The organism is Hymenobacter fastidiosus, assembly GCF_039539565.1.
Classification (GTDB): Bacteria; Bacteroidota; Bacteroidia; order Cytophagales; family Hymenobacteraceae; genus Hymenobacter; species Hymenobacter fastidiosus.
Genome location: NZ_BAABDJ010000013.1, coordinates 23,987 through 46,124 on the forward strand (window position 1 = coordinate 23,987; position 22,138 = coordinate 46,124).

The window sequence follows — 22,138 nt, forward strand, 5'->3', positions numbered from 1 at the left end:
ATGCTCTCGTTGATTATTCGCTACGAATGGCGGCGCTTCCGGCGCAACCGGCTGCAGGTCGGGCTGCTGGCGGTGCTGACCCTGTTTGGGCTGTACGCCATTTACTACGGGCAGCGGCAAATGACCGGGCAGCGGGCGGCCATTGCCCAGGTGCGGCAAGCCGAGCAAACCGAGTTTGCCGGCTACCGCGCGGCGGCCGCCGCCGACCCGGCCCGGCTTAGCGAGAAGGACACCTACGAGCAAGCCACGCAGCCTACTTACGCCTGGCACCGGCACGGCTACGCGGCCACCGCGCCGCCCGCGCCCCTGGCCGCGCTGGTGGTGGGCCAGCGCGACCTGAACCCCGGCGCTTACCGCCTCACCGGCATGGGCCTGTATTACCAACTCTTTCAAAACGAGCTGGCCAACCCCCAGAAGCTGCTGGTGGGCAACTTCGACCTGGCGTTCGTGCTGGTGTACCTGCTGCCGCTGTTCATCATCGTGCTCAGCTACGGGCTGCTCTCGGCCGACCGCGAAAACGGGGTGCTGCCGCTGCTGCACGTGCAGGCGGCCTCGGTGCGGCTGCTGCTGCTGGGCAAGCTGCTGTTCGGCTTCGGGCTGGTGGCGGGGCTGGCCGGGGGGCTGTCCGTGGTGGGGTTCGTAGTAGCGGGGGCCGGGCGGGCCACCGGCCCGGCGGTGCTGGGGCTGTGGTTGCTGACGGTGCTGGCGTACTGCGCGTTCTGGTTCGCGCTGGTCTGGCTGATTGTGAGTTTCAACCGCAACTCGGCCGTGAATGCGCTGACGGCGGTGGGGCTGTGGCTGCTGTTTCTGCTGGTGGTGCCCAGCGTGCTCAGCGCCGCGCTGGCCGTGGTCCGGCCCGTGGACAGCGCGCCGCTGGCCACGCTGGTGCGCCGCGCCGCCATGGACAACGAGGACAGCGAGCCAGCCGTGCGCGCCGTGATACGGACGTACCTGCGTCAGCACCCCGGCCTGGCCCCGCCCGGCGACACGCTGTTTCAGCCCAACCTGCCGGCCAAGGGCTACGCCGCGCATTTCCAGCTCACGGCCCAGCGCCAGAAGCCGCTGGTGGACGAGTACCTGCGCGCCATTGCCGCCCGCGAAACGCTGGCCGCCCGCTTCAGCCTGCTCAACCCGGCCGTGAACACCCAGAACCTGCTCAGCCAGCTGGCCGGCACCGACCTGCCCAGCTACCTGCGCTTTTTCAACGCCCTGCCCGCCTTCCACCGCCGCATCGTGGGTTTCTACTTCCCGCGCCTGTTTCGCAACCAGCCGATTACGGCGGCGGACTACGCGGCCCGGCCCACCTTTCAGGCCCCGGCCCCCACCGGCGCGGGCGTGGCGGCGGGCCTGCTGGAGCTGCTGGGGGCCGCGGCCGTGCTCTTCGCCCTGGGCTACTGGAACCTGCCCGGCCGGCTGCGGGGCTGACCAGCCCTTTTTCCATCCCGCACTATCTGCTCCTGCCTCACGCAACGGCCATGCTTACCCAACCACTTTCTTCCCTGCCGACGCGGCCCCAACTGCCCGTCGCGGTGCTTACCGGCCTCACGGGCGCGGGCAAACGACCGTGCTGCGGCACCTGCTGCGGGAGCGCGCCGGGCTGAATGCGGCCGTTATCGGAAGCGGCGACGGCCCGGCTGGTCCCGGCCGCTTCTCGCACACCGGGGAACGGCCAGGACCTGGATGAAGCCCGGCTGCGGGCCCACCTGGAAAGCTGCCCGAGGACCCCGCTGGAAATCGGCTGCTGGCGACGGGGCACCGTTTTCTCTGACCCGTGGCCCCGCGGGTAAGAGCCGGGTTTAACGACTCATTTTTCTCATTACTAATTCATTGACCTCTTTTTTTATGCCTTCTGACTCCCCCCTCCGCGCCCTGCGCAAACTGCCGGTTACCGTGCTCAGCGGCTTTCTGGGCGCGGGCAAAACCACCCTGCTCAAACACGTGCTGCACAACCGCGAAGGCCTGAAAGTGGCCGTCATCGTCAACGACATGAGCGAGGTGAACGTGGACGCCAACCGGGTGGCCCGCGAGGGCGGCCTCTCGCGCACCGAGGAAAAGCTGGTGGAGATGAGTAACGGCTGCATCTGCTGCACCCTGCGCGAGGACCTGATGCTGGAAGTGGAAAAGCTGGCCCTCGAAAACCGCTTCGACTACCTGCTCATCGAAAGCACCGGCATTTCCGAGCCCCTGCCCGTGGCCCAGACCTTCTCCTTCGTGAGCGAGGACGGGGCCATCGACCTGAGCCGCTTCTCGCGCCTCGACACGATGGTGACGGTGGTCGATGCCTTCAACTTCGCCAAGGATTTCGGCAGCCTCGACCGCCTGCCCGACCGCCAGCTCAACGAAGCCGACCCGCAGGACGAGCGCACCATCGTGAACCTGCTCACCGAGCAGGTGGAGTTTGCCAACGTCATCGTGCTCAACAAGGCTGATTTGGTCGAGCCCCGCTTTCTGGACGAGCTGCGCGCCATTCTGGGCCAGCTAAACCCCGGGGCGCGCATCGTGGAAGCCACCTTTGGCAAGGTTGGGCTGGAGCACGTGCTCAATACCGGCCTCTTTAATTTCGAGGAAGCGGAACAAGGCCGGGGCTGGCAGGAGGAGTTGAAAAAGGCGCACCACACGCCCGAAACCGAAGAATACGGCATCGGCAGCTTCGTCTTCCGCGACAGCCGCCCCTTCCACCCGCAACGGTTCTGGGACTACATCGCCGACGGCTGGCCGGGCGAGGTCATCCGCAGCAAGGGCTTGTTCTGGCTGGCCTCCCGCCCCGCCGACGCCCTGAACTGGGGCCAGGCCGGCGGCTCGCTCCGCACCGAAAGCGCGGGCTCCTGGTGGGCGGCCATCGAGCGGCCCGAGCTCAACCCCACCTTCCGGGAAAACCGCGCCAACATCATGGCCCGCTGGGACAGCCGGTTTCAGGACCGCCAGAACGAGCTGGTGTTCATCGGCCAGGACGTGCCCGAGGCGCGGGTGCGCCAGGAGCTGGCCGCCTGCCTCTGCACCGAAGCCGAAATCGGCCACTGGCAGCGCGGCGGCTCCTTTCAGGACCCCTGGCCCGCATTCTAAGCCAGTGCGCGCCTTTTCCTTCCGCCGCGCCGCCGACTACGGCGGCGTGCTGAACGCCGCGCTCTGCGGGGTGCATTGCGCCGTGGGGCCGCTGCTGCTGGCCTGGTGGGGCATCCGCAACCCCGGAGCTACGGCCGAGCGCTGGGAGCTGGCTTTTCTGGGGCTGAGCGGGGTGCTGGTGGCCCTGGCCACCCGGCGGCACTCCTCCCCTGGGCTGCGCCTGCTGCTGTGGGGGCTCTTCGCCGTGTTCGCGGCGGCGGCGCTGCTGGCCGAGCGCTGGCCGGTGTTGCAAGCAGTACAGTACGCGGCTTCGGCGGGTCTCATTGCCGCCCATCTGCTGAACCAACGGCACTGCCGCCGCTGCGTAGCCGGCTCACCCCCAGTCCATGCCAGTCGAATTCCTGAGTGACGAGCAGGCCGCCCGCTACGGCCGCTCCCACGCCGCCCCCAGCCCGGAGCAGCTGACGCGCTTTTTTTACCTAAGCCCCCAAGACGTGGGCTTCCTGGCCAACTACCGCCGCGCCTACCCCCAGCTTGGGTGCGTCGTGCAGCCAGGTACCCTGCGGTTTTTGGGCACGTTTCTGCCCCTCCCCCCGCAAGTGCCGGCCGTGGTGGTGCAGACCCTGGCCCAGCAGCGGCACTTGCCCGCCGAGGCCTGGACCGACCAGTACGTCCGGCCGAACACCCTCCACGACCACCAGGTCCAGATGGTGGCGTACCTGGGCTTTGTCGTCTTTGAGGGCCGGCAGGCGTTCCGGCTGACCCGCTGGCTCTAGGCCCAGGTGCTCACGAGCACCGTGCGACCCAGCGTGTTGTTTGATTTGGCGACCGCGCACCCGGTGGCCCGGCGCGTCGTGCTGCCGGGGGTGACGGTACTGGCCCGCCTCATTGCCCGGGTCCGCGAACGAACCGGCCGCCACATTTACCGCCCGCTCCGTACCCGATTGACCCCGGTGCAACAGGCGGCGTTGGAGGCCCTGTTGGTCGTGCCGCCCGGCCAGCGGCTCACCCGACCGGAAGCGTTGCGCACCGCGCCCACCCGCGTTTCCGGCCCCGCCCTGGTGGCTGCGTTGGGGCGGCTGGACCAAGTTCGCGCCTTGGGCGTTGGGGAAATCTCACTCCACGACCTGCCCGAAGCCCGGCTGGTGCGGCTGGCCCGCCACGCCCAACTGGCTTGGGGGCAGACGTTGGTCCGCATGGACGAGGAACGCCGCCTGACCACGCTGCTCGTTTTCGCACAGGCCCCCGAACGCACCGCCACCGACGATGTTCTGGACCTCTTCGACGGGCTGCTGACCTCCCTGGCCTTGCGGGGCGAAACGAAGCGCCGCCGCGAGCGGCTCCGCTCCCTCAAGGACCTGGACCAGGCCGCGCTGGTCCTGCAACAGGCGGTGGGTATGCTGCTGGACGAATCCGTTCCCGCGGCCCACATTCGGGAACCGGTGCGCGGCCGCATCGGCGAAGCCCCATTGCGGGCGGCGGCCGACGCGGTACGGGCCCTGGCCAGCAGCGAAGAGGACCCGCAGTTCCAGGCACTGAGCGGCAGCTACGCGGCGGTGCGCCGGTTCCTGCCGGCCTTGCTGGCGGGCGTGGCCTTCGAGGGCTCCCCTTCGGCTAAACCCATGCTTGATGCCTGGCACTTTTTACAGGCCCAGGAAGTGGGTGGGCGGGGCCGGCCGAAATGGGCGCTGTCCCCCGTACCCTCGTGCCCAAGAGTTGGGCCCGGCAGGTGTTTCCCAGCAAAGAGGAGGTGAACCCAGCCGCGTACATGCTGTGCGCCCTGGACCGCCTGCACCAGGCCTTGCGCCGCCGGGAGGTATTCGTGGCGACGAGTGAGCGTTATGGCGCCCCCCGGGCGGAACTGCTGCGGGGCGAGGCCTGGGGAGCAGCACGGGAGTCCGTGGCCCGCGCCCTAGAGCGTGTGGACAGCTGTCGTAGATTTGCGTCATGCGTCGTCACGAGTTAACGGATCGGGAATGGGCCCCTCTGCGTCCGCTGCTGGAGGCTTCTTGTAAAAAGCAGGGCGGGGCCAGTGCGGCCAATCGCCTGTTTATCAACGCTGTTTTGTGGCGTATTCGCACCGGCGTCTCCTGGCGGGACATGCCCGAGCGACTGGGCAAGTGGAATTCGCTGGCCCGGCGCTTTGCCCGCTGGGCCGAAAAAAAGGTGTGGCAACGCTTGTTTATGGCTATTCAGGAGCCGGACTGGGAGTGGGTACTCGTCGATTCGACCAGCGTCAAAGCCCATCCGCAGGCCGCCGGCCAAAAAAAAGGCCGCGGACGGCGAAGCACTCGGCCGCAGCAAAGGCGGGCTGACGACGAAGGTGCACGCGGCGGTCGATGCGTTGGGCAATCCGGTGTATGTGCATCTTTCGGGCGGGCAAGAAGCAGACGGCAAGCACTTTGAGCGAATCATCGAGGCCCTGCCGACGGAGGTCAAGGCCGTCGTCGGCGACAAGGGCTACGACACGAACGCGGTGGTGGAGCGTATGGAAGAGCACGAGGCCGAAGTGGTCATCCCCTCAAAGAAAAATCGCACCACCGAGCGTGTAATCGACAAGAATTTGTACCAAGACCGCAACAAAGTGGAGCGGTTTTTCTTGAAAATCAAGCAGAATAGTGCCGTCGCCACACGCTATGACAAGAAAGCCGCGTGCTATTTAGCCGTGGTTCACCTCGCCTCCATCATGTGCTGGCTCAAATGACAGCTGTCCACACGCTCTGGGGTCGCTGAACAGTAGTTCCGAGGCGGTGAACTGGCCATCGTCATTGAGGTCGAGGTATCCCCGTACATCGTGGACGTTGGTACCGCCGGTTTGCACGGCCCAGGATAGGCGGCTACCGGCCGGCGTGCTCAGCCGGCGCGTGCAGGTGAAGTCTTCATAACCGGCCGCACCATCGGTGGAGGCGCTGGCCAAGGTACCCAGCGTGAATTGCATGATGCCGTAGCCGCAACAGTAAGCCGTGGTGGCAGGGGTGCAAGTGGCCGCTACGGGTACCTGGCTGTCGTAGCTGATGTAGCCGGCCCGGGTGCGGGTGTTCGAGCCGACGGGGTTAGTGGCCGTCAGCGTCACGGTATACGTGCCGGCGGCGGCGTATTGGTGCAGCGGGTTGCGCTGGGTGTTGGTGGTGTTGTCACCGAAGTTCCAGAGCCAGCTGGTGGGCGCGTTCTGGGTCTGGTCGGTGAACTGCACGCGGCCGGAGCAGGTCAGGGTTTGGTCGGCGGTGAAGTTAGCGGCCGGGGCTTGGATATTGGCCACAATCGTTACGGCATAGTCTTCGGTCTGGGAGTAGTGGGGTGTGGTGCAGGCGTAATCGCGGAAACCTTCTTGCACTCCATTAGTCGCATTATCGATGTTGCCTAGCCTTGACTTTAGCCTTTTGAGCCAGGATTAGGGGCAAAAAAGAAACCCGCCGGGTAGGGCAGGCTTAGCTTTGGGTAACGACACCGTTCTGCTATGCCCACCTTCCCCCGCGAGTTCCAGGCCGTAGTACCGTACGCGCACCTATTTTGCCGCCGCGTCTTCGCCCACGTGCAGCTCTTGCTGCTCGGGGCCATCCTGGCGCCGGGCAAACGCACCGTCACTGCCGCGCTGCGCATCGTGGGCCTGGGCCAGCAGGCGGGCTGGCACAAGTATCACCGGGTCTTGAGCCGGGCTAAGTGGAGCGCCCGCGCCGCCAGCCGCCTGCTGCTGGGCCAGCTCGTGGCCGCCTTTCTGCCCACCGGCCCGCTGGTGTTCGGCCTGGACGAAACGCTGGAGCGCCGCTGGGGGCCACGCATCGCGGCCCGCGGCATCTACCGCGACGCCGTGCGCAGCAGCGATTCCCATCTGGTCAAGTGCAGCGGCCTGCGCTGGCTCAGCGTCTGCCTGCTCACGCCCCTGCCCTGGGCCGCGCGGGTCTGGGCCCTGCCCGTGCTCACCGTGCTAGCCCCCTCGGCGGGCTGGGCCAGGGCGCAGGGCCGCCGCCACAAAAAAGCGACGGACTGGGCCCGGCAAGCCGTGCGGCAGCTGGCCCGCTGGCTGCCCGGCCGCCAGCTCATCTACCTGGGCGACAGCGGCTACGCCGTGCTGACGCTGCTGGCCGCGACGCGCGCCCACGCCACCTGGCTTACGCGCCTGCGCCTGGATGCGGCCCTGTATGCCCCGGCCCCGGCCCGCGTGAAGGGCCAGCGGGGGCGCACCCGGGTCAAGGGCGCCCGCCTGCCCGGCCTGGCGCAGGTGGCGGCGGCGGCCACCACCGGCTGGCAGGCGCTCACGCTGCCCGCCGATGCCCGCGGGCAGGTCCGGACGGTGGCGCTGGCCACGGGCACGGCCCTGTGGTACTCGGCCGGCACGGTCGTGCCCATCCGCTGGGTGCTGGTGCGGCCGGCCGGCGAGCCGCAGGGAACGATACAGGCGTTGTTGAGCACGGACCTGGCCCTGGAAGCGGCCACCATCGTGACCACCTACGCCCAACGCTGGGCCCTGGAAGTGACCTTCGCCCAGGTGCGGGCCCACCTGGGCGTGGAAACCCAACGCCAGTGGAGCAACCTGGCCATAGCCCGCACCACCCCCGTACTGCCGGGCCTGTTTTCGCTCGTCACCCTGCTGGCCAACCGCCTGCACGCCCGGGGCTTGTTGCGGGCACAGGCCTGCACCTGGTACCAGAAGCAGGCCCCGACCTTTAGCGATGCCCTGGCTACCGTACGCCGCTATTTATGGGCCGAAACGCTTTTTGACAACTCGCCCAAGGACACCGTCCTGCTCAAAATCCCGCGCCACCAGCTCCACATCTGGCAAGAGGCCCGGGCATGGGCCGCGTAGGGCTAAAGTCAAGCTAAAGGCGGTAGCTCAAGGGTTTTGGCTAGGGCTACTGCCCCACTGCCCCCAAAATCCTGTAGGCTCCTTTTGGTAAAGGCGTCTGGTTCCGGGTTCACGTAACGCATCCCTTCACGCCATTTCCTGAACGATGAATCATAGATGGGTTGCCTAAACTAGCCTGGCCCTGCCTGCAGCGACCGGTTGACCACCAGGTACGGGGCCTGCTCTTGGAGTTTAGCGGGAGCGTTCGGTTTTCGAACATGCTGCTCCATAGGGAAAGGCAGTACGTTATATTGCGCTTGTGAAAAAACTACTTATACCCTACCCCATTTTAATTCTGGGGAGTTTGCCCTTGCACTCCCACGCGCAAAGCACGCGCTTCGGCCTGAAAGCCGGCGTAAACTACAGCACTACGTACATTCCAAGCATTACGCGACCTGACCGGATACTGGGGCTGGCGGCGGGCGGGTTTGCGCAGGTGGCGCTGTCGCAGGACGGATTCTTTCTGCTGCAGCCGGAATTACTCTACTCGGCCAAAGGCTCAGAAACAAGCTTCCAAGGGAACACCTACCAGAACCGACTGCACTATCTGGAGCTGCCGGTCCTGGCTAAAATCAACGCCGATGGGTTTGTGTTCGAAGCCGGTCCCCAGCTCAGCTACCTGCTGGCAGCCCGCAACGAGAATGCAGCCGGCACCTCTACCGACCTATCCGGCTCTAACCGGTTGGCGGTGGGCGCGGTGGCCGGCGTGGGCTACCAACTGCCGATGGGCCTGGGCCTCACGCTCCGCTATGCCAATGATTTGAGCCGTATCAGCAAAGGAGGACCACGCAATACGCTGTATCAGCTACAGCTGAGCTACGCACTCCCCGGCAACTAACCTACACTGTCAGTACTATAAAAGCATAAAGGGCCGCTTCTACGAGCGGCCCTTTATGCTTGGGGTTATTGCCGCACGGTTTATGGCGCTACCAGCAGCCTACAGGTTTGCGCGGTTCCTTTCGCCTCCCGCCGTCGCTCGGCTATGCCGCGAGCGTCCCCGCGCCGTATAGCTTTGAGTGAACAGGGCCGCCAAATTCGCAGCATAGCTGCTCAAAGCGTGGTCGTCACCCGGCATAGCCGAGCGCCGGCGGATGATCGGGGTACGCTCCGGTCCGGCGGCTTTTTCAGCCGTCGGGCCGGTCGCTGCCAGAACAACCCACCAGCATGAAACAATGAACCTGTTTAGGGTTTCGGTTTTTTCGTCGTTTGTCATCCTTCATCTGGCGTCCGCTTGCGAAGGACCTTCTCACGACTGCTCATTTTGGCCTAATTCCAAGTGGTACGGACGTGATAAGGTCCTTCGCAAGCTCAGGATGACAGCTTTTTCGAAACCCTAAACAGCCTCAATATCTGCGACCTTTGACCGGCCCGACGGCTGAAAAAGCCGCCGGACCGGAGCCAATGACCGGTACCCCGATTCCGAAACCGCTATAAGATGAAGCAGTAGCTATTTCTTCCCGAACGCGATGCTGATTCTGTTACAGCGGTTTCGCGAATGGGGTGGCTGCCGGTCCGGCGGCTACCAGCCGTCGGGCCGGTCGTCGCTTGCGCCATGCCGCCTGAACAGCGTCAGCGAACGGAAACCGGCCCGATGGCTGAAAAAGCCGCCGGACCGGGACTTACACCGTTCGCCAAACCGCTATACTGAACCTGTTTAGGGTTTCGGTTTTTTCGTCGTTTGTCATCCTTCATCTGGCGTACGCTTGCGAAGGGCCGGCCTCTTGCAGCACTCCAAAACGCCTTTCCCTGCACAACATCCTTCTCCGCGCCCTGGTGAAAGGCTTTGCTCGTTGAACCAGGCTTGGCAGGATATCCGAGGAAGGTCCTTCGCTTTGCTCAGGATGACCGATAGGTTGAATCACTAACAGCTCATTATCCGGTGGGGCTACTTCCGCAGATAGCCCACCATCAGCTCGGCGGCCTTGGCGGCGGCATTGTTGCGCCCCAGTTTCTGCTGCAGCTCGGCGTAGCCGGCTTTCTGCCCGGCAATAAACGCTTCGTCGGCGGTTATCTTCTTCAGCTCCGTGACGAGGTTGCGGGAGTTGAACTCGCCCTGAATCAGCTCTTTCACCACTTCCTTGCCGGCAATCAGGTTGACCAGCGAAATGTAGGGCACCTTGATAACGGCCTTTCCTATGGCGTAGGAAACGGCGCTGGTCCGGTAGCACACCACCTGCGGCACGTTGAACAGGGCCGTTTCCAGGGTAGCCGTGCCGCTGGTGACCAACGCCGCCTGGGCGTGGCTGAGCAGGTCGTAGGTCTGGTCGAAGAGGATGCGCACGTTGTTGCGCTCGAAGTTGGCGTAGTAGCTTCGCTCGAGGTTGGTCACGCCGGCTACTACGAACTGGTAGTCGAGGAAGGGCGGCAGGATGGCCAGCATCTCGTAGAGCATCTCCTCAATTTCCTGCTTGCGCGAGCCGGGCAGCACGGCAATAATCAGCTTCTGCGGGTCGAGGTTGTTGCGCTGGTAGAAATCGGTGCCCACCGAATGCTCGGCAATGGCATCCACGGTGGGGTTGCCGATGTAGTCGACGTCGTAGCCGAAACGCTGGTAAAACTCCTTCTCGAAGGGCAGAATCACGAACATCTGGTCCACCAGGGCCTTCACCTGGTGCACGCGGCCTTGGTTCCAGGCCCAGATCTTGGGCGAGATGTAGTAGAACACCTTCAGCCCCGCCGCCTTGGCAAACTTGGCCACGCGCATATTGAACCCCGCGTAATCGACCAGAATCACCACGTCGGGCTGGTAGGCCTGAATGTCGCGCTGGCACTCCTTGAGGTAGCCGCGAAACTTGAGGATGCTGGTCGCCGCCTCCCAGAAGCCCATGATGGCCATTTCCTGGTAGTGGTGCACGAGCGTGCCGCCTTCCGCCTGCATCAGGTCGCCACCCCAGCCGCGGAATTCCGCTTCGGGGTCCTGTCGGCGCAATTCGCGCATGAGGTGGGAGGCGTGGAAGTCGCCGGAACGCTCCCCGGCTATCAGGTAATACTTCATGCTTTGGAATTAAGAATTAAGAATTAAGAATTAAGAATTATCAGTAAGTCAGAACCAGGATGTACGCTGTAATGGCGGCCAATTCTTAATTACTAATTCTTAATTCTTAATTGGCTTCGCCAAAGTATTCCACGAAGTTGCGGGGGGTTTCGTAGAGCTTGATGCAGTGGAGCTGGGCGGCGGAAATCCGGGGGATTTCGCGGGCCAGGATTTGCCAGAAAGCCACGGCCAGGTTTTCGGTGCTGGCCAGCTGATCTTTCAGGAACGGCACGTCGAGGTTGAGGTTTTTATGGTCCACCTGGTCCACGACATGCTCGCGGATGAGGGTGCTGAGGGCCTTGAGGTCGATAACGAAACCCGTTTCCGGGTCGGGCCGGCCTTTCACGGTCACGATGAGGTCGTAGTTGTGGCCGTGCCAGTTCACGTTGGCGCAGGGCCCGAACACTTCCGCGTTCCGCTCCTGCGACCATTTAGGGTTGTGCAGCTTGTGAGCGGCGTTAAAGTGCTCCTGCCGGCTGACGTAGATCATTGGTTTTTGGGGTCTTGGGGTCCTGGACGGTGGGGGCTTAGGGTCCTGGGGGCTTAGGATCCTGGATGTCCTGGATGCTGGGGGCTTGGGTTTTGTTCTGACCAATCGAGCCTGAACATCATCCAAAATCCTGAGCCCCCAAGCTCCTAAGACTCTTTCCGTCGCAGCAAATATACGAAGAACGGTACGCCGAACAGGGCCGTAATCAGCCCGACGGGCAAACCGGCGGGCGGGTAGAGCAGACGGGCCAGCAGGTCGCAGGCCAGCAGAAAGTCGGCCCCGAGCAGGGCGCAGAACAGCAGATTGGCCTTGCCCGTGACGCCCAGCAGCCAGCGCGTGAGGTGAGGAATCATGAGCCCGACGAAGCCCACCGGCCCGCACAGCGCCACGATGCAGCCCGTGAGGGCCGAGGCCGTAATCACCAGCAGCCAGCGGGTGCGGGCCACCGGCACGCCCAGAGCCTGCGCCCGCTCTTCGCCCAGGAGTAGGATATTGAGGTCCTTTTGCAGGAAAACCAATAGTAGCAGCGCCAGTCCCAGTGCCACCGCCGGGTAGGCCAGCACGTCCCAGCCGGCGCGCTCGAAGCTGCCCATCGCCCAGAACACCACCGTGCGCAGCTTGCCTTCGGAAGTGGAAAGAAACGTGAGCAGGCCCCCGATAGACGTGGTGAGGGAGCTAAGCGCCACCCCCGCCAGCAGCAGCTGGGCCGGCCTGATCTTGCCGCGCTGCGTGCCCAGCGCCACCACGATGAGCGTGGTTATCAAGCCGCCCACCAGCGCGGCCAGCGGGGGCAGGTACAGGCCGCCAACCATAAGGTTGGGCAGCAGCGCGAAGCAGAGAATAGCGCCCAGCGAAGCCCCCGAGGCGGTGCCGAGCAGGTAGGGGTCGGCCAGGGCGTTGTTTACCATAGCCTGCATCAGGTAGCCGCTCACGGCCAGGCCGGCCCCGGCCAGCAGCGCCATCAGCAGGCGCGGCAGGCGCAGCTCCACCAGCACCAGCTGGGCCGGGTCGGTGGCGTCGTAGTGCAGCAGGGTGCGGCCAATAAAAGCATAGTCCAGCGCGAAGCTCCCGACCCGCAGGCCCACCACGACCAGCCCCAGCAGCAGCAGCAGGCTGGCCAGAATCCAGGGGGCGGGGTGGCGCGTCATGGGCGCAGCAGCCCCTGCAGCTCCAGCACCGACTGCCCTACGCGGGGACCGGGCCGCTCCATCAAATCGCCGGTGATGGCGAAAACGCGGCGGGTCTGGTAGGCTTTGATGCGCTTCAGCTCGGGGTACTTGCGGAAGAAGGTGCTGTCCAGCTTGCCGAAGCTGCCGCCCAGCAGCACGTCGGGGTTGAGCTGGAGAATGTACTCGCGGGTGAGGGCCGGGTAAGGCTGGGGGAACTTCTCCGTTACGGCATTCTGCCCGCCCGCCACGCTGATCTTGTCCGTGAACAGCGTATTCTGGCCGTACACGTAGATCGGGTCCTGCCAGGTGATGGCCAGCACGCGGGGCCGGACGGGGGTAGCAGCGGCAATAGACTGCAGCTGGTTCAGCTCCGCCGCCAGCGAGTCGGTGTAGCGCCGGGCCTGGGGCACGCGGTCCAGGATGCGGCCCAGGTCGCGCAGGCCGCGCAGCACGTCCGTAACTTTGTCGTACTTCTGAAAATACACCGGAATACCGAGCTTTTGCAGGCGGGCCGCATCATCGAGCGACGTAATGCCGTCCACGGTGAACACCACGTCGGGGTGCAGCTTTACGAGGCCTTCCAGATCCAGCGGGTAGCTGTTGACGATGGGTTTGCGCAGCGCGGCCCGGGGGTAGTCGCACACCTGGGTGCGGCCGATGATGGTGGCGGTGTCGGCCACGGCGTAGAGCATTTCCGTCATGGAAGCCGCCAGAGCCATGATGCGGCGCGGTTGGGCCGGGACGGAAACCGGCCGGCCGAGGTCGTCGGTGAGCTGCTGGGGGGCAGCGCCGGGTTGGCGGGCCGGGTTATCCGACTGGCAGGCGCTGAGCAACAGCCCGAGCAGAAGTGGCCGCGAGAGCCGGAGCACGAAACGAATCATGCGCCAAAGGTAGCGCGGCGCGGTTAAGTGGCTATTTTTCATTTTCCTCCGCCTACCTCCGCGCAACCCTCTGCGTACCTCTGCGAGAAAACCCGTCAGCGCCGGCGCCCCCACCGTTTTTCCCTACTTTTGACCAAAATCCCTGCCTTATGATAGTTGTCACCGGAGCGGCCGGCTTTATCGCCAGCTGCCTAGTTACCCGCCTGAACGCCGCCAATTTCAACGATATCGTGGTGGTCGATAATTTCGCCGTCGAGCGCAAGCTGGCCAACCTCAAGGGCAAGCGCCTGCGCGAATACGTGGACCGCAACGAGTTCTTCGACTGGCTCGACACCAACCACGAGCAGGTGGAGTTCATCTTCCACCTCGGGGCCCGCACCGACACCACCGAGCAGGACAAGGCCGTGTTCGACCTGCTCAACGTGGAGTACTCGCAGAAAATGTGGCGGGCCTGCTGCCGCTACCAGCTGCCGCTGGTGTACGCATCCTCTGCCGCCACCTACGGCTCGGGCACGCTGGGCTACTCCGATGAAGACGCGCTGCTGCCCCTGCTCAAGCCCCTGAATCCCTACGGCGACTCCAAGAACGCCTTCGACAACTGGGCCGTGCAGCAGCCGGAAAAGCCGTTTTTCTGGGCCGGGCTGAAGTTTTTCAACGTCTATGGCCCCAACGAATACCACAAGGGCCGCATGGCGTCGGTGATTTTCCACGCCTTCGAGCAGATCCGCCAGACGGGTTCCATGACGCTGTTCCGCTCCCACAACCCCGACTACGCCGACGGCGAGCAGCAGCGCGACTTCGTCTACGTGAAGGACCTGGTAGAAGTGTGCTTCTTCCTGATGACCAACCGCCAGCATTCGGGCATCTATAACCTGGGCACCGGCGAAGCCCGCACCTTCCTGGACCTGACGCTGAACACCTTCCAGGCCCTGGGCCGCCCCGCCGACGTCCACTTCCGCGACACGCCCGAGGACATCCGCGATACCTACCAGTACTACACCCAGGCCGACATGAGCAAGCTGCGCGGCATTGGCTACGACCGGCCCTTCACCCGCCTCGAAGACGGCATCGACGACTACGTGCGCAATTACCTGGTCCCCGGCACGTATCTGTAAACGCCCGGTTGAAGCCGGCCATCCGGCGGCACCGTGGGTAATACCATAATTTTAGTAGACCCGGCAAGGCCCTGATCGTCCGGAGTTTCTAGCCAAATGCCCTTATTTGCAGCCCGCCCCGGATCAACCCGGCGCGGGCTGCTTCGTTTGCCTCCGGACTGCGGATTGGCCGCCCGATACGGAACCGACCAATTTCACCGCTTATCTTCTCCTTCTCACGATACCACCGGGTGCAACGACGGACGATTACCATTCTGGGCGGAGGCTTTTCGGGCTCGATGCTGCTGGTACAGCTGGCGAACCTGCCGGGTGGTCCGTACCCATTCGATGTGCATCTGGTAGAACCCCGCCCAGCCCCGGGACCCGGGCTGGCGTACTCGGCCCGACGACAGGAATACCTGCTGAACGTGCGCACCACGGCGCTCAGCGCCTTTCCCAACCAGCCCGACCACTTCGCCAGGTGGGTGGCGGCCACCGACTCCCCGCCCTGCGAGCAGCAATTCTGCTCCCGGCAGGTCTACGGCCGGTATCTGCAGGAGCTGGTTTCTACCGTGTTGACGCAGCCGGCCACGAATGGCCTGCGGTTTTTCTGGCACCAGGATTCCGCCGTGGCGGCTACCCTGACTCCCGACGGCCGCGCCGCCACGGTCCGGCTGGCCAGCGGCACCGCGCTGCCCAGCGACCAGGTAGTGCTGGCCCTGGGTAACTTTCCGCCCCTGCCCCCCGCCGGCCCCGACCAGGCCTACCTCACCCACTCCACCTACCACGGCAACCCCTGGGCACCGGGAGCATTGCGCAACATTGCGCCCCAGGATTCGGTGCTGCTGATCGGCTCGGGCCTGACGGCGGTAGACGTACTGCTGGGCCTGGACGCCGATGGCCATACCGGCCCGGTCACGGTGGTGTCGCGCAATGGGCGCTGGCCCGCCGAACACGGCCCCGCGGGCCTCTCCTACCCCAACTTCTACGCGGCCGACTTAGCCGGTATGAGCACGGTGGGCGAGGTGCTCCGCGCCGTGCGCCACCGGATTCGGGAAGCCGCGGCGCAGGGCATCGACTGGCGGCCGGTGCTGGATTCATTGCGACCCAGCCTGGGCAAGATTTGGGCAGCGTGGCCCCTGGCGGAGCAGGCGCGGTTTCTGCGCCACCTGGCTTCTATCTGGTCGGTGGTGCGGCACCGTAGTCCGCCCCAGAATACGGCGGCCGTGCAGGGAATGCTGGACGCGGGCATCGTGCGGATGCAGCTGGGCCGGGTGCGGCAAACAGTACCCCAGGGGCCTGATCTGGCAGTGCAGGTGCAGCAGCAGGGGCAGGCCCGCTGGCTGACGGCCCGCCACGTCATCAGCTGCACCGGCCCCCTGCTCGACTACGGCCGCATAGATTCCGCGCTGGTAACCAGTCTGCGCGAAGCCGGGCTGCTGGTGCCGGATGCGCTGCGGCTGGGGATGCAGACCAATGCCCACGGAGCCCTGATGGACGCGCGGGGGCAGGCTTCCGGGGTGCTGTTCACGCTGGGCCCCAGCCGCCGGCCGGCCTACTTCGAGTCGACGGCCGTACCGGAGCTGCGGCAGCAGGCCGCGGCCCTGGCCCAGCATCTGGCCGGTGATTGGGTGGTTGAGTGATTCAGTGATTCAGTAAATCGGCTGTCATCCTGAGCGAAGCGAAGGACCTTCCGAGGCTAACGCAGAAGCCTTCAGGTAAAGCACGAAGCCCCTTGCCGACGCATGACAAGGGGCTTGGTAGTTGAAGTAACGGGGCCTAAAACCGCGGGAAAGATCCTTCGCGAGCTCAGGATGACAGCTGCGTAAGGCAGCACCTGACTAAGCGGCCTGCTCCAGCGTGTACATCGGTACCACGGTAGCTTCGGCATCGGTCGTGGCTGGCTGAGCAGCCGGCGCCGGCGCGGCCAGATCATCGGCGTGGCGGCGCAGGGCCCGCATAAGCAGGTACTTGTATTTTTCCGCATCGGCCAGCGCCGCCTCAATGGCCTGTACGGCAGCGGCGTAGGCCACCACCGGCTGCATCTCCTTGCGGGGACGACGGGCTTCAAAAACTTGGTTCTCCAGGTAATCAGCGGGGTTTTTCATCTTGAGAGCGGGTTTAAAATCAGGCTATTTACAGCTGCATTCATAACCCCAAAACCGGCCTTGTCATTCCTCTCAGCCCGCTTTTCCGGTATAAATATTACGCGGAAATCCGGAGCACCAGCTTGCCAAACTGCTGGCCTTCATCCAGGCGGCGCATGGCTTTTTCGCCTTCGGCCAGGGGGAAAACCTGATCCACTTCGGGCACGATCTTGTGGTCTTCCACGAAACGCACCATGGCGGCAAAATCCTGGTCGGTGCCCATGGTGGAGCCCAGAATGGAAAGCTGCTTCCAGAACACTTTGGCCGGCGGTATCGGCGCAATAGCCCCCCGCGTACCGCCGTAGAACACGATACGCCCGCCCGGCGCGGCGGCATCGAGCAGGGCCCCGAAGCCCGGACCGGCCGCACTGTCCACGATTACGTCGAAGGCTCCGCCGGCCTCTTTTACCAGGGCCGGAGCCCAGTTTTCGTCTTTGTAATTGGCCCCACCTTTGGCGCCCAGGGCTTTGGCCCGCTCGATTTTCCCGGCCGAGCCGGAAGTAACCCATACTTCGGCCCCCAGCGCTACGGCCATCTGCAAAGCCAAGAGGGCTACGCCCCCACCAACCCCATTGATGAGCACCCGCTCGCCGGCCCGCAGCCCGGCCCGCGTAAACATGGCCCGGTAGGCCGTGACGCCACCCAACGGCAGCGCCGCGGCCTGCTCAAAATTGAGGTGAGCGGGCAGAGGATGAGCCGTGCTGGCCGGTACGCTCACGTACTCGGCGAAAGTACCCTGGTTGGGCAGGCCCAGAATGGTGAAGCTCTTGGCCTGGGCGTGCGGATTGTCGCCCCAGTTCTGCCCCGGATTGATCAGCACCGCCTGACCGACCAGCGTCGCCGCTACTCCCTCCCCCACGGCCGAAACCACGCCGGCCCCGTCGGAGCCGAGGATGCTGGGGAATTTCAGGCCGGCGTACTGTCCTTGCTGAATCCAGACGTCGCGGTGGTTGAGGGCGGCGGCGCGCAGCTGCACCAGCACTTCGCCGGGGCCGGGCGCGGGGGTGGGAACTTCGGTCAGGGTCAGGGGTTGGTCGATGCCAGTGAGCTGGAGCGCTTGCATAAACGGTGGGTTAGGTCGGAACGATGAGGGCAAAAGGTACGCGCCCACTCAGGAAAACCCAAGCCGCCGCCGGAAATCAGGCTAAAGCAGGATAGCGCCCTACAAAAACCGCTGCTTTAGCTCCGGGGTGGGCAGCATGCAGGCGTCCTGACGGCCAAACCACTGGTAGCGGTGGCGGGCCACGAACCGGTACAGGGCATCCCGCCCGGAGCGCGGCAATAGTATGCCGCCGTAAAGCAGCTGCCAGAAGCCGCCTAGTCCCCGGGCAATGTGCAGCACGGCCGTAGAATGGGTGTATACCTTGCCATCGGCCACCAGCATCACCGTTTCCGGATCTTCGGCCCCTAACGCCACCCCGTGCGCCGCCAGCAGGGCCTGCCCGCCCGCCGACTGCAGCGCGGCAAAGCGGAAGCGGCCCGCGGGGTCGTGGCGGATGACGAACTGCACGAAGCCGTTGCAGAGGTTGCAGACGCCGTCGAAGAGGATAGTAGCGGGTTCAGAAGCCATACGTTGCGGTACCGGAACAGGGTAGTGGCGAACAACAGGGAAGTAGGCCAAAAGTAACGCGGTATTTGGGCGGGCCGATGATTTCGCAGGCCCGGGAACCGGTTCAGGCTAAGTTTTTTGAAGCCTCTCTCCGTCGCGGGTGAAACCGGGCCACGCGGTAGGAGCAATGGCTGGGGCGAAGCTTTAACGGGCCCTGTTTTTCAGCCGGTAGCCGGCAGCAGGTCGCAGTACCAAAAGCCGGCCTCGCCCGCCCCGGCGGGAGCCGGATAGGTTCGGCGCACGATTTCGCCCCGCTCAAAAGCAATGGGGGCGGAGAAATAGGGGGCGTCGAACACGAAGCTGTGGTACTCGCCGTTTTCGCCGCAGGGGTCTACCCCCGGCGGCAGGTCGCGCAGAAATTCTTCGTCGAGCAGGCGGCCGCAGAAGCTCTGGTCGAGGTAGTGCTCATTTACGCACACGACGATGGCGCGGAAGCCCAGCGCGAGGTATTCCCGCAGAATATTGGCGGCGCTGCGCTGCCAGAGCGGAAAAATGGCCTGCATGCCCACGCGTGCCAGCTGCTGCTCGCGGTAGGTCCGCAGATCGGCCAGGAAAATATCCCCGAACGCCGAGTGCTGAATTCCCCGCGCCCGCAAAGGGGCAAGCGCCGCCTGCATCAACCGTTCGTAGTCGGCCATATCCGACGTTTCGGGCAATTCCAGCCTGGTCAGGGGCAGGCCGATGCGGGCCGCCTGAGCTTCGAGCAGGGCCACCCGTACGCCGTGCATGGCTACGCGCTGGTAGTGGGCATTCACGCTGGTGAGCAGGTGGGCCACCTCGTAGCGCGGGTCGTGTAAAAGGTGGTATAGAGCCAGGGCGGAGTCTTTGCCCCCGCTCCAGTTCAGCAGCACCGGAATAGCCATGCGACAAAGCTAGCGGTTCGGAGCGGTAGTTTTAGCTCCTGGCCGGCCAAACTGCGTATACCCGGCTTCCAACCGACCTCTACCCTTCAATCAACCAACCAGCCCATGAAGCTTCCTCAACGAATTCTGCTGGCCGGGGCGCTGGCCGCCTCCGCCACCTTTGCCGCCTGCGACCGGAGCCGCACCCCCGGCACCGATCAGCAAACGGCCAACGACTTCTCCAATGCCCCGCCCGCCCGCACCATCGAAACCGACATGGACAGCGTGAACAGCCAGCAGAACGTGAACCCGCCCGCGGGTACCGGCTCGGCCGCCGACATGCAGCAGGCTACCAACGACGGCACCGCTACTCCGCCCGCCGGCATGAACCAGTCGACGCCCGTGAAGGGTGCGGCCGGCGGCCCGCCCCCACCCGGCGCCGCGCCGGGCAACAACACGAAAAGCGGTACCAACTCCTCGACTATTCCACCGAAATAAGGTCGCTCCAGCTTCCATAAAAAAAGGATCCGCAGCAGGTGCTGCGGATCCTTTTTTTATGGAAGAGACTTGTTCCCGAATAAGCAATAATGAAAAAAGAACGTCATGCTTCATCTGGCGTCCGCGCAGCCGAAGCATGACCGCTGAATTTGCGCTTTTCTGTATTTAGGAACAAGTCTAAGCTCTTTATTATGACGGGTACTGGATTTTACGACGGGCAAATTCGGGGCCGTTATGCCGATCGGGCCGGGGGGCCTTCGGCGCGGTCGACAGGGCCAGGCTGCTGCTGAGGACGGTAGCATCCTCCGCCACGGCCCAGGCGGTATCCGGTACCGGGGTTTGCTCACCCAGGCTTTTGCGCAGGTGAAAGCTGGCGAATGTTGCGGCTACGGCGGCCAGACTGCCCAGCACGGCACCTACGGCCATCTGTCGGTCTTTGCCCGCTTTGTAGATCGTGGCCCCGATCAGCGCCCCCGACACGGCCCGACCCAGCAGCACGTTGGGCGCGGTGCGGTCGGGCATGCCGGGCACCTTGTCGGCTACCATTTCGGCCCCGGCCATCAGCTTGAGCGCGGTAGCGGCCGTTTTCGACTGCAGAAACCGCAAAGGGGAGGTAGCCAGGGTGGCCGACTTGTTTTTGGCGAGCGAGCCGCTCAACGTAGCCAGCGGCGTGATGCTGCGCAGGCCGGCCAGGGCACCCGCGCCGAGGGCTTGCCAGAATATTGTTGCCATGAGAATCAGGAGTTAGCAGTGCTATTATCTACCCGCTTAAACGCACGATCAGGCCGGGCGTTGAGGCTGCCGCGGGAATTGTGGGCCTTTATCGTTCCAGCTTGAAATCAGGGTCGGCGGCGGGGCGGGCGGGGCGGTTGGCTACGGCCCAGCCCGTCAGGTAAATCCAGCGGGTGACGCCGGCCAGCTTGGCGATGTTGATGGTTGCCGGCTCGTCCCGGGGCGTGTGGTAGTCCTTGTGCAGCAGCGTGGTGTACATGATGGCCGGAATACCCAGGCGGGCGTAGGGTAGGTGGTCGGAGCGGAAGTACCAGCCTTCGGGGTGAGTGGGCTGGTCCCAGAGCGTGTCGAGCTTGAACCGGGGCCCCGCCTGATTGGCGGCCAGGGCCGTACGAACCAGGTCGGCGGAGTTGCGGTGGGGCCGCTGGGAGCCCAGCAGGGCCGCACTGTCGGGGGCGTTGCGGCCAATCATTTCGATGTTGAGCACGGCCACGATGGACTCGCGTGGGACCGTGGGCTGGGCCGAGTAATAACGGGAGCCCAGCAGCCCGCGCTCCTCGGCCCCGTGGAAGACGAACAGGGCCGAGCGGCGGGCCGGCTGCTGGCGGAAGGCCCGCATCAGGGCCAGCGTGGCGGCGCAGGCCGTACCATTATCGTCGGCCCCGTTCCAGATGGAGTCGCCGGCCACGGCTTTGCGCACCCCGTCGTGGTCCTGGTGGGTGCTGAAGAGCACGTGCTCCTTTTTCAGCCGGGCATCGGTACCCGGCACCCGGGCCACGATGTTCACCGACGGATACTGAAAGCTTTCCACTACCAGGTTGGCGGTGAACTGCTGGCCGGCCTGCTGCACCCAGGCCAGCGCCGCGGCGGGCAGCCACACCGTGGGAGCCTGCGTGAGCACGCGGGTGTTGGGGCCGCCGGGCAGGTCGTAGCGGCCCCGCTCGTAGCCGGTGCCCCAGTTGTCGTAGATAGCCTGCGCCCGCGCATCCGACACGACCACCACGGCCACCGCCCCGGCTTTGATCAGCTCCGCCGACCGGTCGCGGATGGTAGCCGTGAGGTAGCGACGGAAGCTGAGGCCGTCGGTGGGCTGCCCCGAAAATACCAGGGCCACGGCCTTGCCTTGCATGTCGACCTTGGCCACCTCCGCCGGGGTACCAGTGCCCACGTACACCAGCGGCGCATTCACCACGGCATTCACCGGGGCAAAGACGATGGCATCCTGGTTGGGCACGAGCTGGTGCGTCCCGATAGTAGCGCGGCTGGCTTTGGTGAGGCGGGTGCGCTGAATATGAAAGAACTGGAAGAACGTGCCGTCGTCGCCGGCGGGCTGCAGGCCGATGGCGCGGGCCTGCTCGGCAATCCACATCGAGGCGCGCAGCTCATCGAGGGTGCCGCCCTCACGCCCCCGGAAATGGTCGTCGGACAGGGCAAACAGGTCGCGCTTCAGGTCACTGTCCCGGATGGCCGCGCGGTTGTCGGCAGCCGGGGCGGCTTTCGGGCGGGCGGGCCGGCCTTGCTGCGCGGCAGCCGGGCGGCTGATCAGAAGTGCAGCGCCGAGCAGGGCAATACGGCCTAGCGGCGCGAGAAAAAAGGTTTTCATGTAGTCAGATTAAGCGTTGAGCAGGCAGCAGGCAGCACACCTGACACGTCCAAAACGGGCCGGGGGGCGTCGCCGGCTCCAGCGGTATAGCGGTGTTTACCGGTAGGCAAAAAGGCCCGCTGTCAGCTGACGG

The 22,138-nt window shown here is 64.8% G+C and carries 22 protein-coding genes and 1 pseudogene; 12 read left to right on the forward strand and 11 right to left on the reverse strand.

From position 1 onward, the window contains the following. The 7 genes and pseudogenes from ABD833_RS08400 (at position 1) to ABD833_RS08425 (ending at position 5,767) form a co-directional block, all read left to right on the forward strand. The gene (locus tag ABD833_RS08400; RefSeq protein WP_345072287.1) at positions 1–1,425 is read left to right on the forward strand and encodes a DUF3526 domain-containing protein; all 1,425 of its coding nucleotides are present in this window, start codon (positions 1–3) and stop codon (positions 1,423–1,425) included. Positions 1,426–1,842: 417 nt separating this feature from the next. Further along, positions 1,843–3,063, forward strand: coding sequence for a GTP-binding protein (locus ABD833_RS08405; protein ID WP_345072289.1), 1,221 nt, complete (start codon positions 1,843–1,845; stop codon positions 3,061–3,063). A gap of 4 nt (positions 3,064–3,067) precedes the next feature. After that, positions 3,068–3,472, forward strand: a complete 405-nt coding sequence (locus tag ABD833_RS08410) for a MerC domain-containing protein (protein WP_345072291.1) — start codon at positions 3,068–3,070, stop codon at positions 3,470–3,472. After that, positions 3,450–3,839, forward strand: a complete 390-nt coding sequence (locus tag ABD833_RS08415; RefSeq protein WP_345072292.1) for a DUF4158 domain-containing protein — start codon at positions 3,450–3,452, stop codon at positions 3,837–3,839. The genes ABD833_RS08410 and ABD833_RS08415 overlap by 23 nt, the downstream gene beginning before the upstream one ends. A gap of 45 nt (positions 3,840–3,884) precedes the next feature. Further along, entirely contained in the window at positions 3,885–4,817 is a 933-nt protein-coding gene (locus ABD833_RS08420) for a hypothetical protein (protein WP_345072293.1), read from the forward strand. 193 nt (positions 4,818–5,010) lie between these two features. Further along, a pseudogene (locus ABD833_RS19340) lies at positions 5,011–5,235 on the forward strand (transposase); the annotation flags it as partial. Continuing rightward, positions 5,207–5,767 (forward strand): IS5 family transposase, encoded by a 561-nt coding sequence (locus ABD833_RS08425; protein WP_425553599.1) that lies wholly within the window; start codon positions 5,207–5,209, stop codon positions 5,765–5,767. The pseudogene ABD833_RS19340 and the gene ABD833_RS08425, both read left to right, overlap by 29 nt. On the opposite strand, the gene ABD833_RS08430 is transcribed toward ABD833_RS08425, so the two are convergent. Next, on the reverse strand, positions 5,723–6,397 hold the full coding sequence (locus ABD833_RS08430) for a PKD domain-containing protein (RefSeq protein ID WP_345072294.1): 675 nt from the start codon (positions 6,395–6,397) through the stop codon (positions 5,723–5,725). The genes ABD833_RS08425 and ABD833_RS08430 overlap by 45 nt on opposite strands. A 123-nt stretch (positions 6,398–6,520) precedes the next feature. Between ABD833_RS08430 and ABD833_RS08435 the strand changes: the two genes are divergently transcribed. Both ABD833_RS08435 and ABD833_RS08440 read left to right on the forward strand, forming a co-directional pair. Further along, positions 6,521–7,867: an IS701 family transposase gene (locus tag ABD833_RS08435; protein ID WP_345072295.1), complete on the forward strand. Its 1,347-nt coding sequence runs from the start codon at positions 6,521–6,523 to the stop codon at positions 7,865–7,867. Between the two features lie 298 nt (positions 7,868–8,165). Further along, positions 8,166–8,744, forward strand: coding sequence for a porin family protein (locus ABD833_RS08440; protein WP_425553600.1), 579 nt, complete (start codon positions 8,166–8,168; stop codon positions 8,742–8,744). A gap of 1,047 nt (positions 8,745–9,791) precedes the next feature. Here ABD833_RS08440 and lpxB read toward each other — a convergent pair. The 4 genes from lpxB to ABD833_RS08460 form a co-directional block, all read right to left on the reverse strand. Further along, positions 9,792–10,901, reverse strand: a complete 1,110-nt coding sequence (gene lpxB, locus ABD833_RS08445; protein ID WP_345072297.1) for a lipid-A-disaccharide synthase — start codon at positions 10,899–10,901, stop codon at positions 9,792–9,794. Between the two features lie 106 nt (positions 10,902–11,007). Then, complete coding sequence (locus tag ABD833_RS08450; protein ID WP_345072299.1) at positions 11,008–11,430, reverse strand: 6-pyruvoyl trahydropterin synthase family protein; 423 nt, start codon at positions 11,428–11,430, stop codon at positions 11,008–11,010. Positions 11,431–11,576: 146 nt separating this feature from the next. Further along, positions 11,577–12,578: a FecCD family ABC transporter permease gene (locus ABD833_RS08455; RefSeq protein ID WP_345072300.1), complete on the reverse strand. Its 1,002-nt coding sequence runs from the start codon at positions 12,576–12,578 to the stop codon at positions 11,577–11,579. Then, entirely contained in the window at positions 12,575–13,480 is a 906-nt protein-coding gene (locus tag ABD833_RS08460) for an ABC transporter substrate-binding protein (RefSeq protein WP_345072302.1), read from the reverse strand. The genes ABD833_RS08455 and ABD833_RS08460 overlap by 4 nt, the downstream gene beginning before the upstream one ends. Positions 13,481–13,629: 149 nt before the next feature. Here ABD833_RS08460 and rfaD point away from each other — a divergent pair, with 149 nt between their 5' ends. Beyond that, a complete protein-coding gene (gene rfaD / locus ABD833_RS08465) occupies positions 13,630–14,595 on the forward strand; it encodes an ADP-glyceromanno-heptose 6-epimerase (RefSeq protein ID WP_345072304.1) in 966 nt (321 codons plus the stop codon). A 230-nt stretch (positions 14,596–14,825) separates the two neighbouring features. Next, positions 14,826–16,217 carry an FAD/NAD(P)-binding protein gene (locus tag ABD833_RS08470; protein ID WP_345072306.1) on the forward strand — a complete coding sequence of 464 codons (1,392 nt, stop codon included), beginning with the start codon at positions 14,826–14,828 and terminating at the stop codon, positions 16,215–16,217. A gap of 198 nt (positions 16,218–16,415) precedes the next feature. Here ABD833_RS08470 and ABD833_RS08475 read toward each other — a convergent pair whose 3' ends face one another. The 4 genes from ABD833_RS08475 to ABD833_RS08490 all read right to left on the reverse strand — a co-directional run bounded on the left by ABD833_RS08475 (position 16,416) and on the right by ABD833_RS08490 (position 19,193). Next, entirely contained in the window at positions 16,416–16,682 is a 267-nt protein-coding gene (locus ABD833_RS08475; RefSeq protein ID WP_345072308.1) for a hypothetical protein, read from the reverse strand. A 97-nt stretch (positions 16,683–16,779) separates the two neighbouring features. Continuing rightward, complete coding sequence (locus ABD833_RS08480; RefSeq protein WP_345072309.1) at positions 16,780–17,784, reverse strand: zinc-binding dehydrogenase; 1,005 nt, start codon at positions 17,782–17,784, stop codon at positions 16,780–16,782. Between the two features lie 99 nt (positions 17,785–17,883). Next, positions 17,884–18,291 carry a thiol-disulfide oxidoreductase DCC family protein gene (locus tag ABD833_RS08485; protein ID WP_345072311.1) on the reverse strand — a complete coding sequence of 136 codons (408 nt, stop codon included), beginning with the start codon at positions 18,289–18,291 and terminating at the stop codon, positions 17,884–17,886. Positions 18,292–18,491: 200 nt separating this feature from the next. Beyond that, positions 18,492–19,193, reverse strand: a complete 702-nt coding sequence (locus ABD833_RS08490) for a Dph6-related ATP pyrophosphatase (protein ID WP_345072312.1) — start codon at positions 19,191–19,193, stop codon at positions 18,492–18,494. Between the two features lie 105 nt (positions 19,194–19,298). Here ABD833_RS08490 and ABD833_RS08495 point away from each other — a divergent pair, with 105 nt between their 5' ends. Next, the gene (locus ABD833_RS08495; protein WP_345072313.1) at positions 19,299–19,670 is read left to right on the forward strand and encodes a hypothetical protein; all 372 of its coding nucleotides are present in this window, start codon (positions 19,299–19,301) and stop codon (positions 19,668–19,670) included. Between the two features lie 189 nt (positions 19,671–19,859). On the opposite strand, the gene ABD833_RS08500 is transcribed toward ABD833_RS08495, so the two are convergent. Beyond that, positions 19,860–20,402 carry a DUF4126 family protein gene (locus tag ABD833_RS08500; protein ID WP_345072314.1) on the reverse strand — a complete coding sequence of 181 codons (543 nt, stop codon included), beginning with the start codon at positions 20,400–20,402 and terminating at the stop codon, positions 19,860–19,862. 88 nt (positions 20,403–20,490) lie between these two features. Continuing rightward, a complete protein-coding gene (locus tag ABD833_RS08505; protein ID WP_345072315.1) occupies positions 20,491–22,005 on the reverse strand; it encodes a M28 family metallopeptidase in 1,515 nt (504 codons plus the stop codon). Positions 22,006–22,138 lie beyond the last annotated feature (133 nt).

What these genes read in the sequence shown, in the direction of transcription:
- ABD833_RS08400 (WP_345072287.1), top strand. Translation starts at nt 1, where the DNA reads ATGCTCTCGTTGATTATTCGCTACGAATGGCGGCGCTTCCGGCGCAAC.
- ABD833_RS08405 (WP_345072289.1), top strand. Translation starts at nt 1,843, where the DNA reads ATGCCTTCTGACTCCCCCCTCCGCGCCCTGCGCAAACTGCCGGTTACC.
- ABD833_RS08415 (WP_345072292.1), top strand. Translation starts at nt 3,450, where the DNA reads ATGCCAGTCGAATTCCTGAGTGACGAGCAGGCCGCCCGCTACGGCCGC.
- ABD833_RS08435 (WP_345072295.1), top strand. Translation starts at nt 6,521, where the DNA reads ATGCCCACCTTCCCCCGCGAGTTCCAGGCCGTAGTACCGTACGCGCAC.
- lpxB (WP_345072297.1), bottom strand. Translation starts at nt 10,901, where the DNA reads ATGAAGTATTACCTGATAGCCGGGGAGCGTTCCGGCGACTTCCACGCC.
- ABD833_RS08450 (WP_345072299.1), bottom strand. Translation starts at nt 11,430, where the DNA reads ATGATCTACGTCAGCCGGCAGGAGCACTTTAACGCCGCTCACAAGCTG.
- ABD833_RS08455 (WP_345072300.1), bottom strand. Translation starts at nt 12,578, where the DNA reads ATGACGCGCCACCCCGCCCCCTGGATTCTGGCCAGCCTGCTGCTGCTG.
- ABD833_RS08460 (WP_345072302.1), bottom strand. Translation starts at nt 13,480, where the DNA reads ATGATTCGTTTCGTGCTCCGGCTCTCGCGGCCACTTCTGCTCGGGCTG.
- rfaD (WP_345072304.1), top strand. Translation starts at nt 13,630, where the DNA reads ATGATAGTTGTCACCGGAGCGGCCGGCTTTATCGCCAGCTGCCTAGTT.
- ABD833_RS08475 (WP_345072308.1), bottom strand. Translation starts at nt 16,682, where the DNA reads ATGAAAAACCCCGCTGATTACCTGGAGAACCAAGTTTTTGAAGCCCGT.
- ABD833_RS08480 (WP_345072309.1), bottom strand. Translation starts at nt 17,784, where the DNA reads ATGCAAGCGCTCCAGCTCACTGGCATCGACCAACCCCTGACCCTGACC.
- ABD833_RS08485 (WP_345072311.1), bottom strand. Translation starts at nt 18,291, where the DNA reads ATGGCTTCTGAACCCGCTACTATCCTCTTCGACGGCGTCTGCAACCTC.
- ABD833_RS08490 (WP_345072312.1), bottom strand. Translation starts at nt 19,193, where the DNA reads ATGGCTATTCCGGTGCTGCTGAACTGGAGCGGGGGCAAAGACTCCGCC.
- ABD833_RS08495 (WP_345072313.1), top strand. Translation starts at nt 19,299, where the DNA reads ATGAAGCTTCCTCAACGAATTCTGCTGGCCGGGGCGCTGGCCGCCTCC.
- ABD833_RS08500 (WP_345072314.1), bottom strand. Translation starts at nt 20,402, where the DNA reads ATGGCAACAATATTCTGGCAAGCCCTCGGCGCGGGTGCCCTGGCCGGC.
- ABD833_RS08505 (WP_345072315.1), bottom strand. Translation starts at nt 22,005, where the DNA reads ATGAAAACCTTTTTTCTCGCGCCGCTAGGCCGTATTGCCCTGCTCGGC.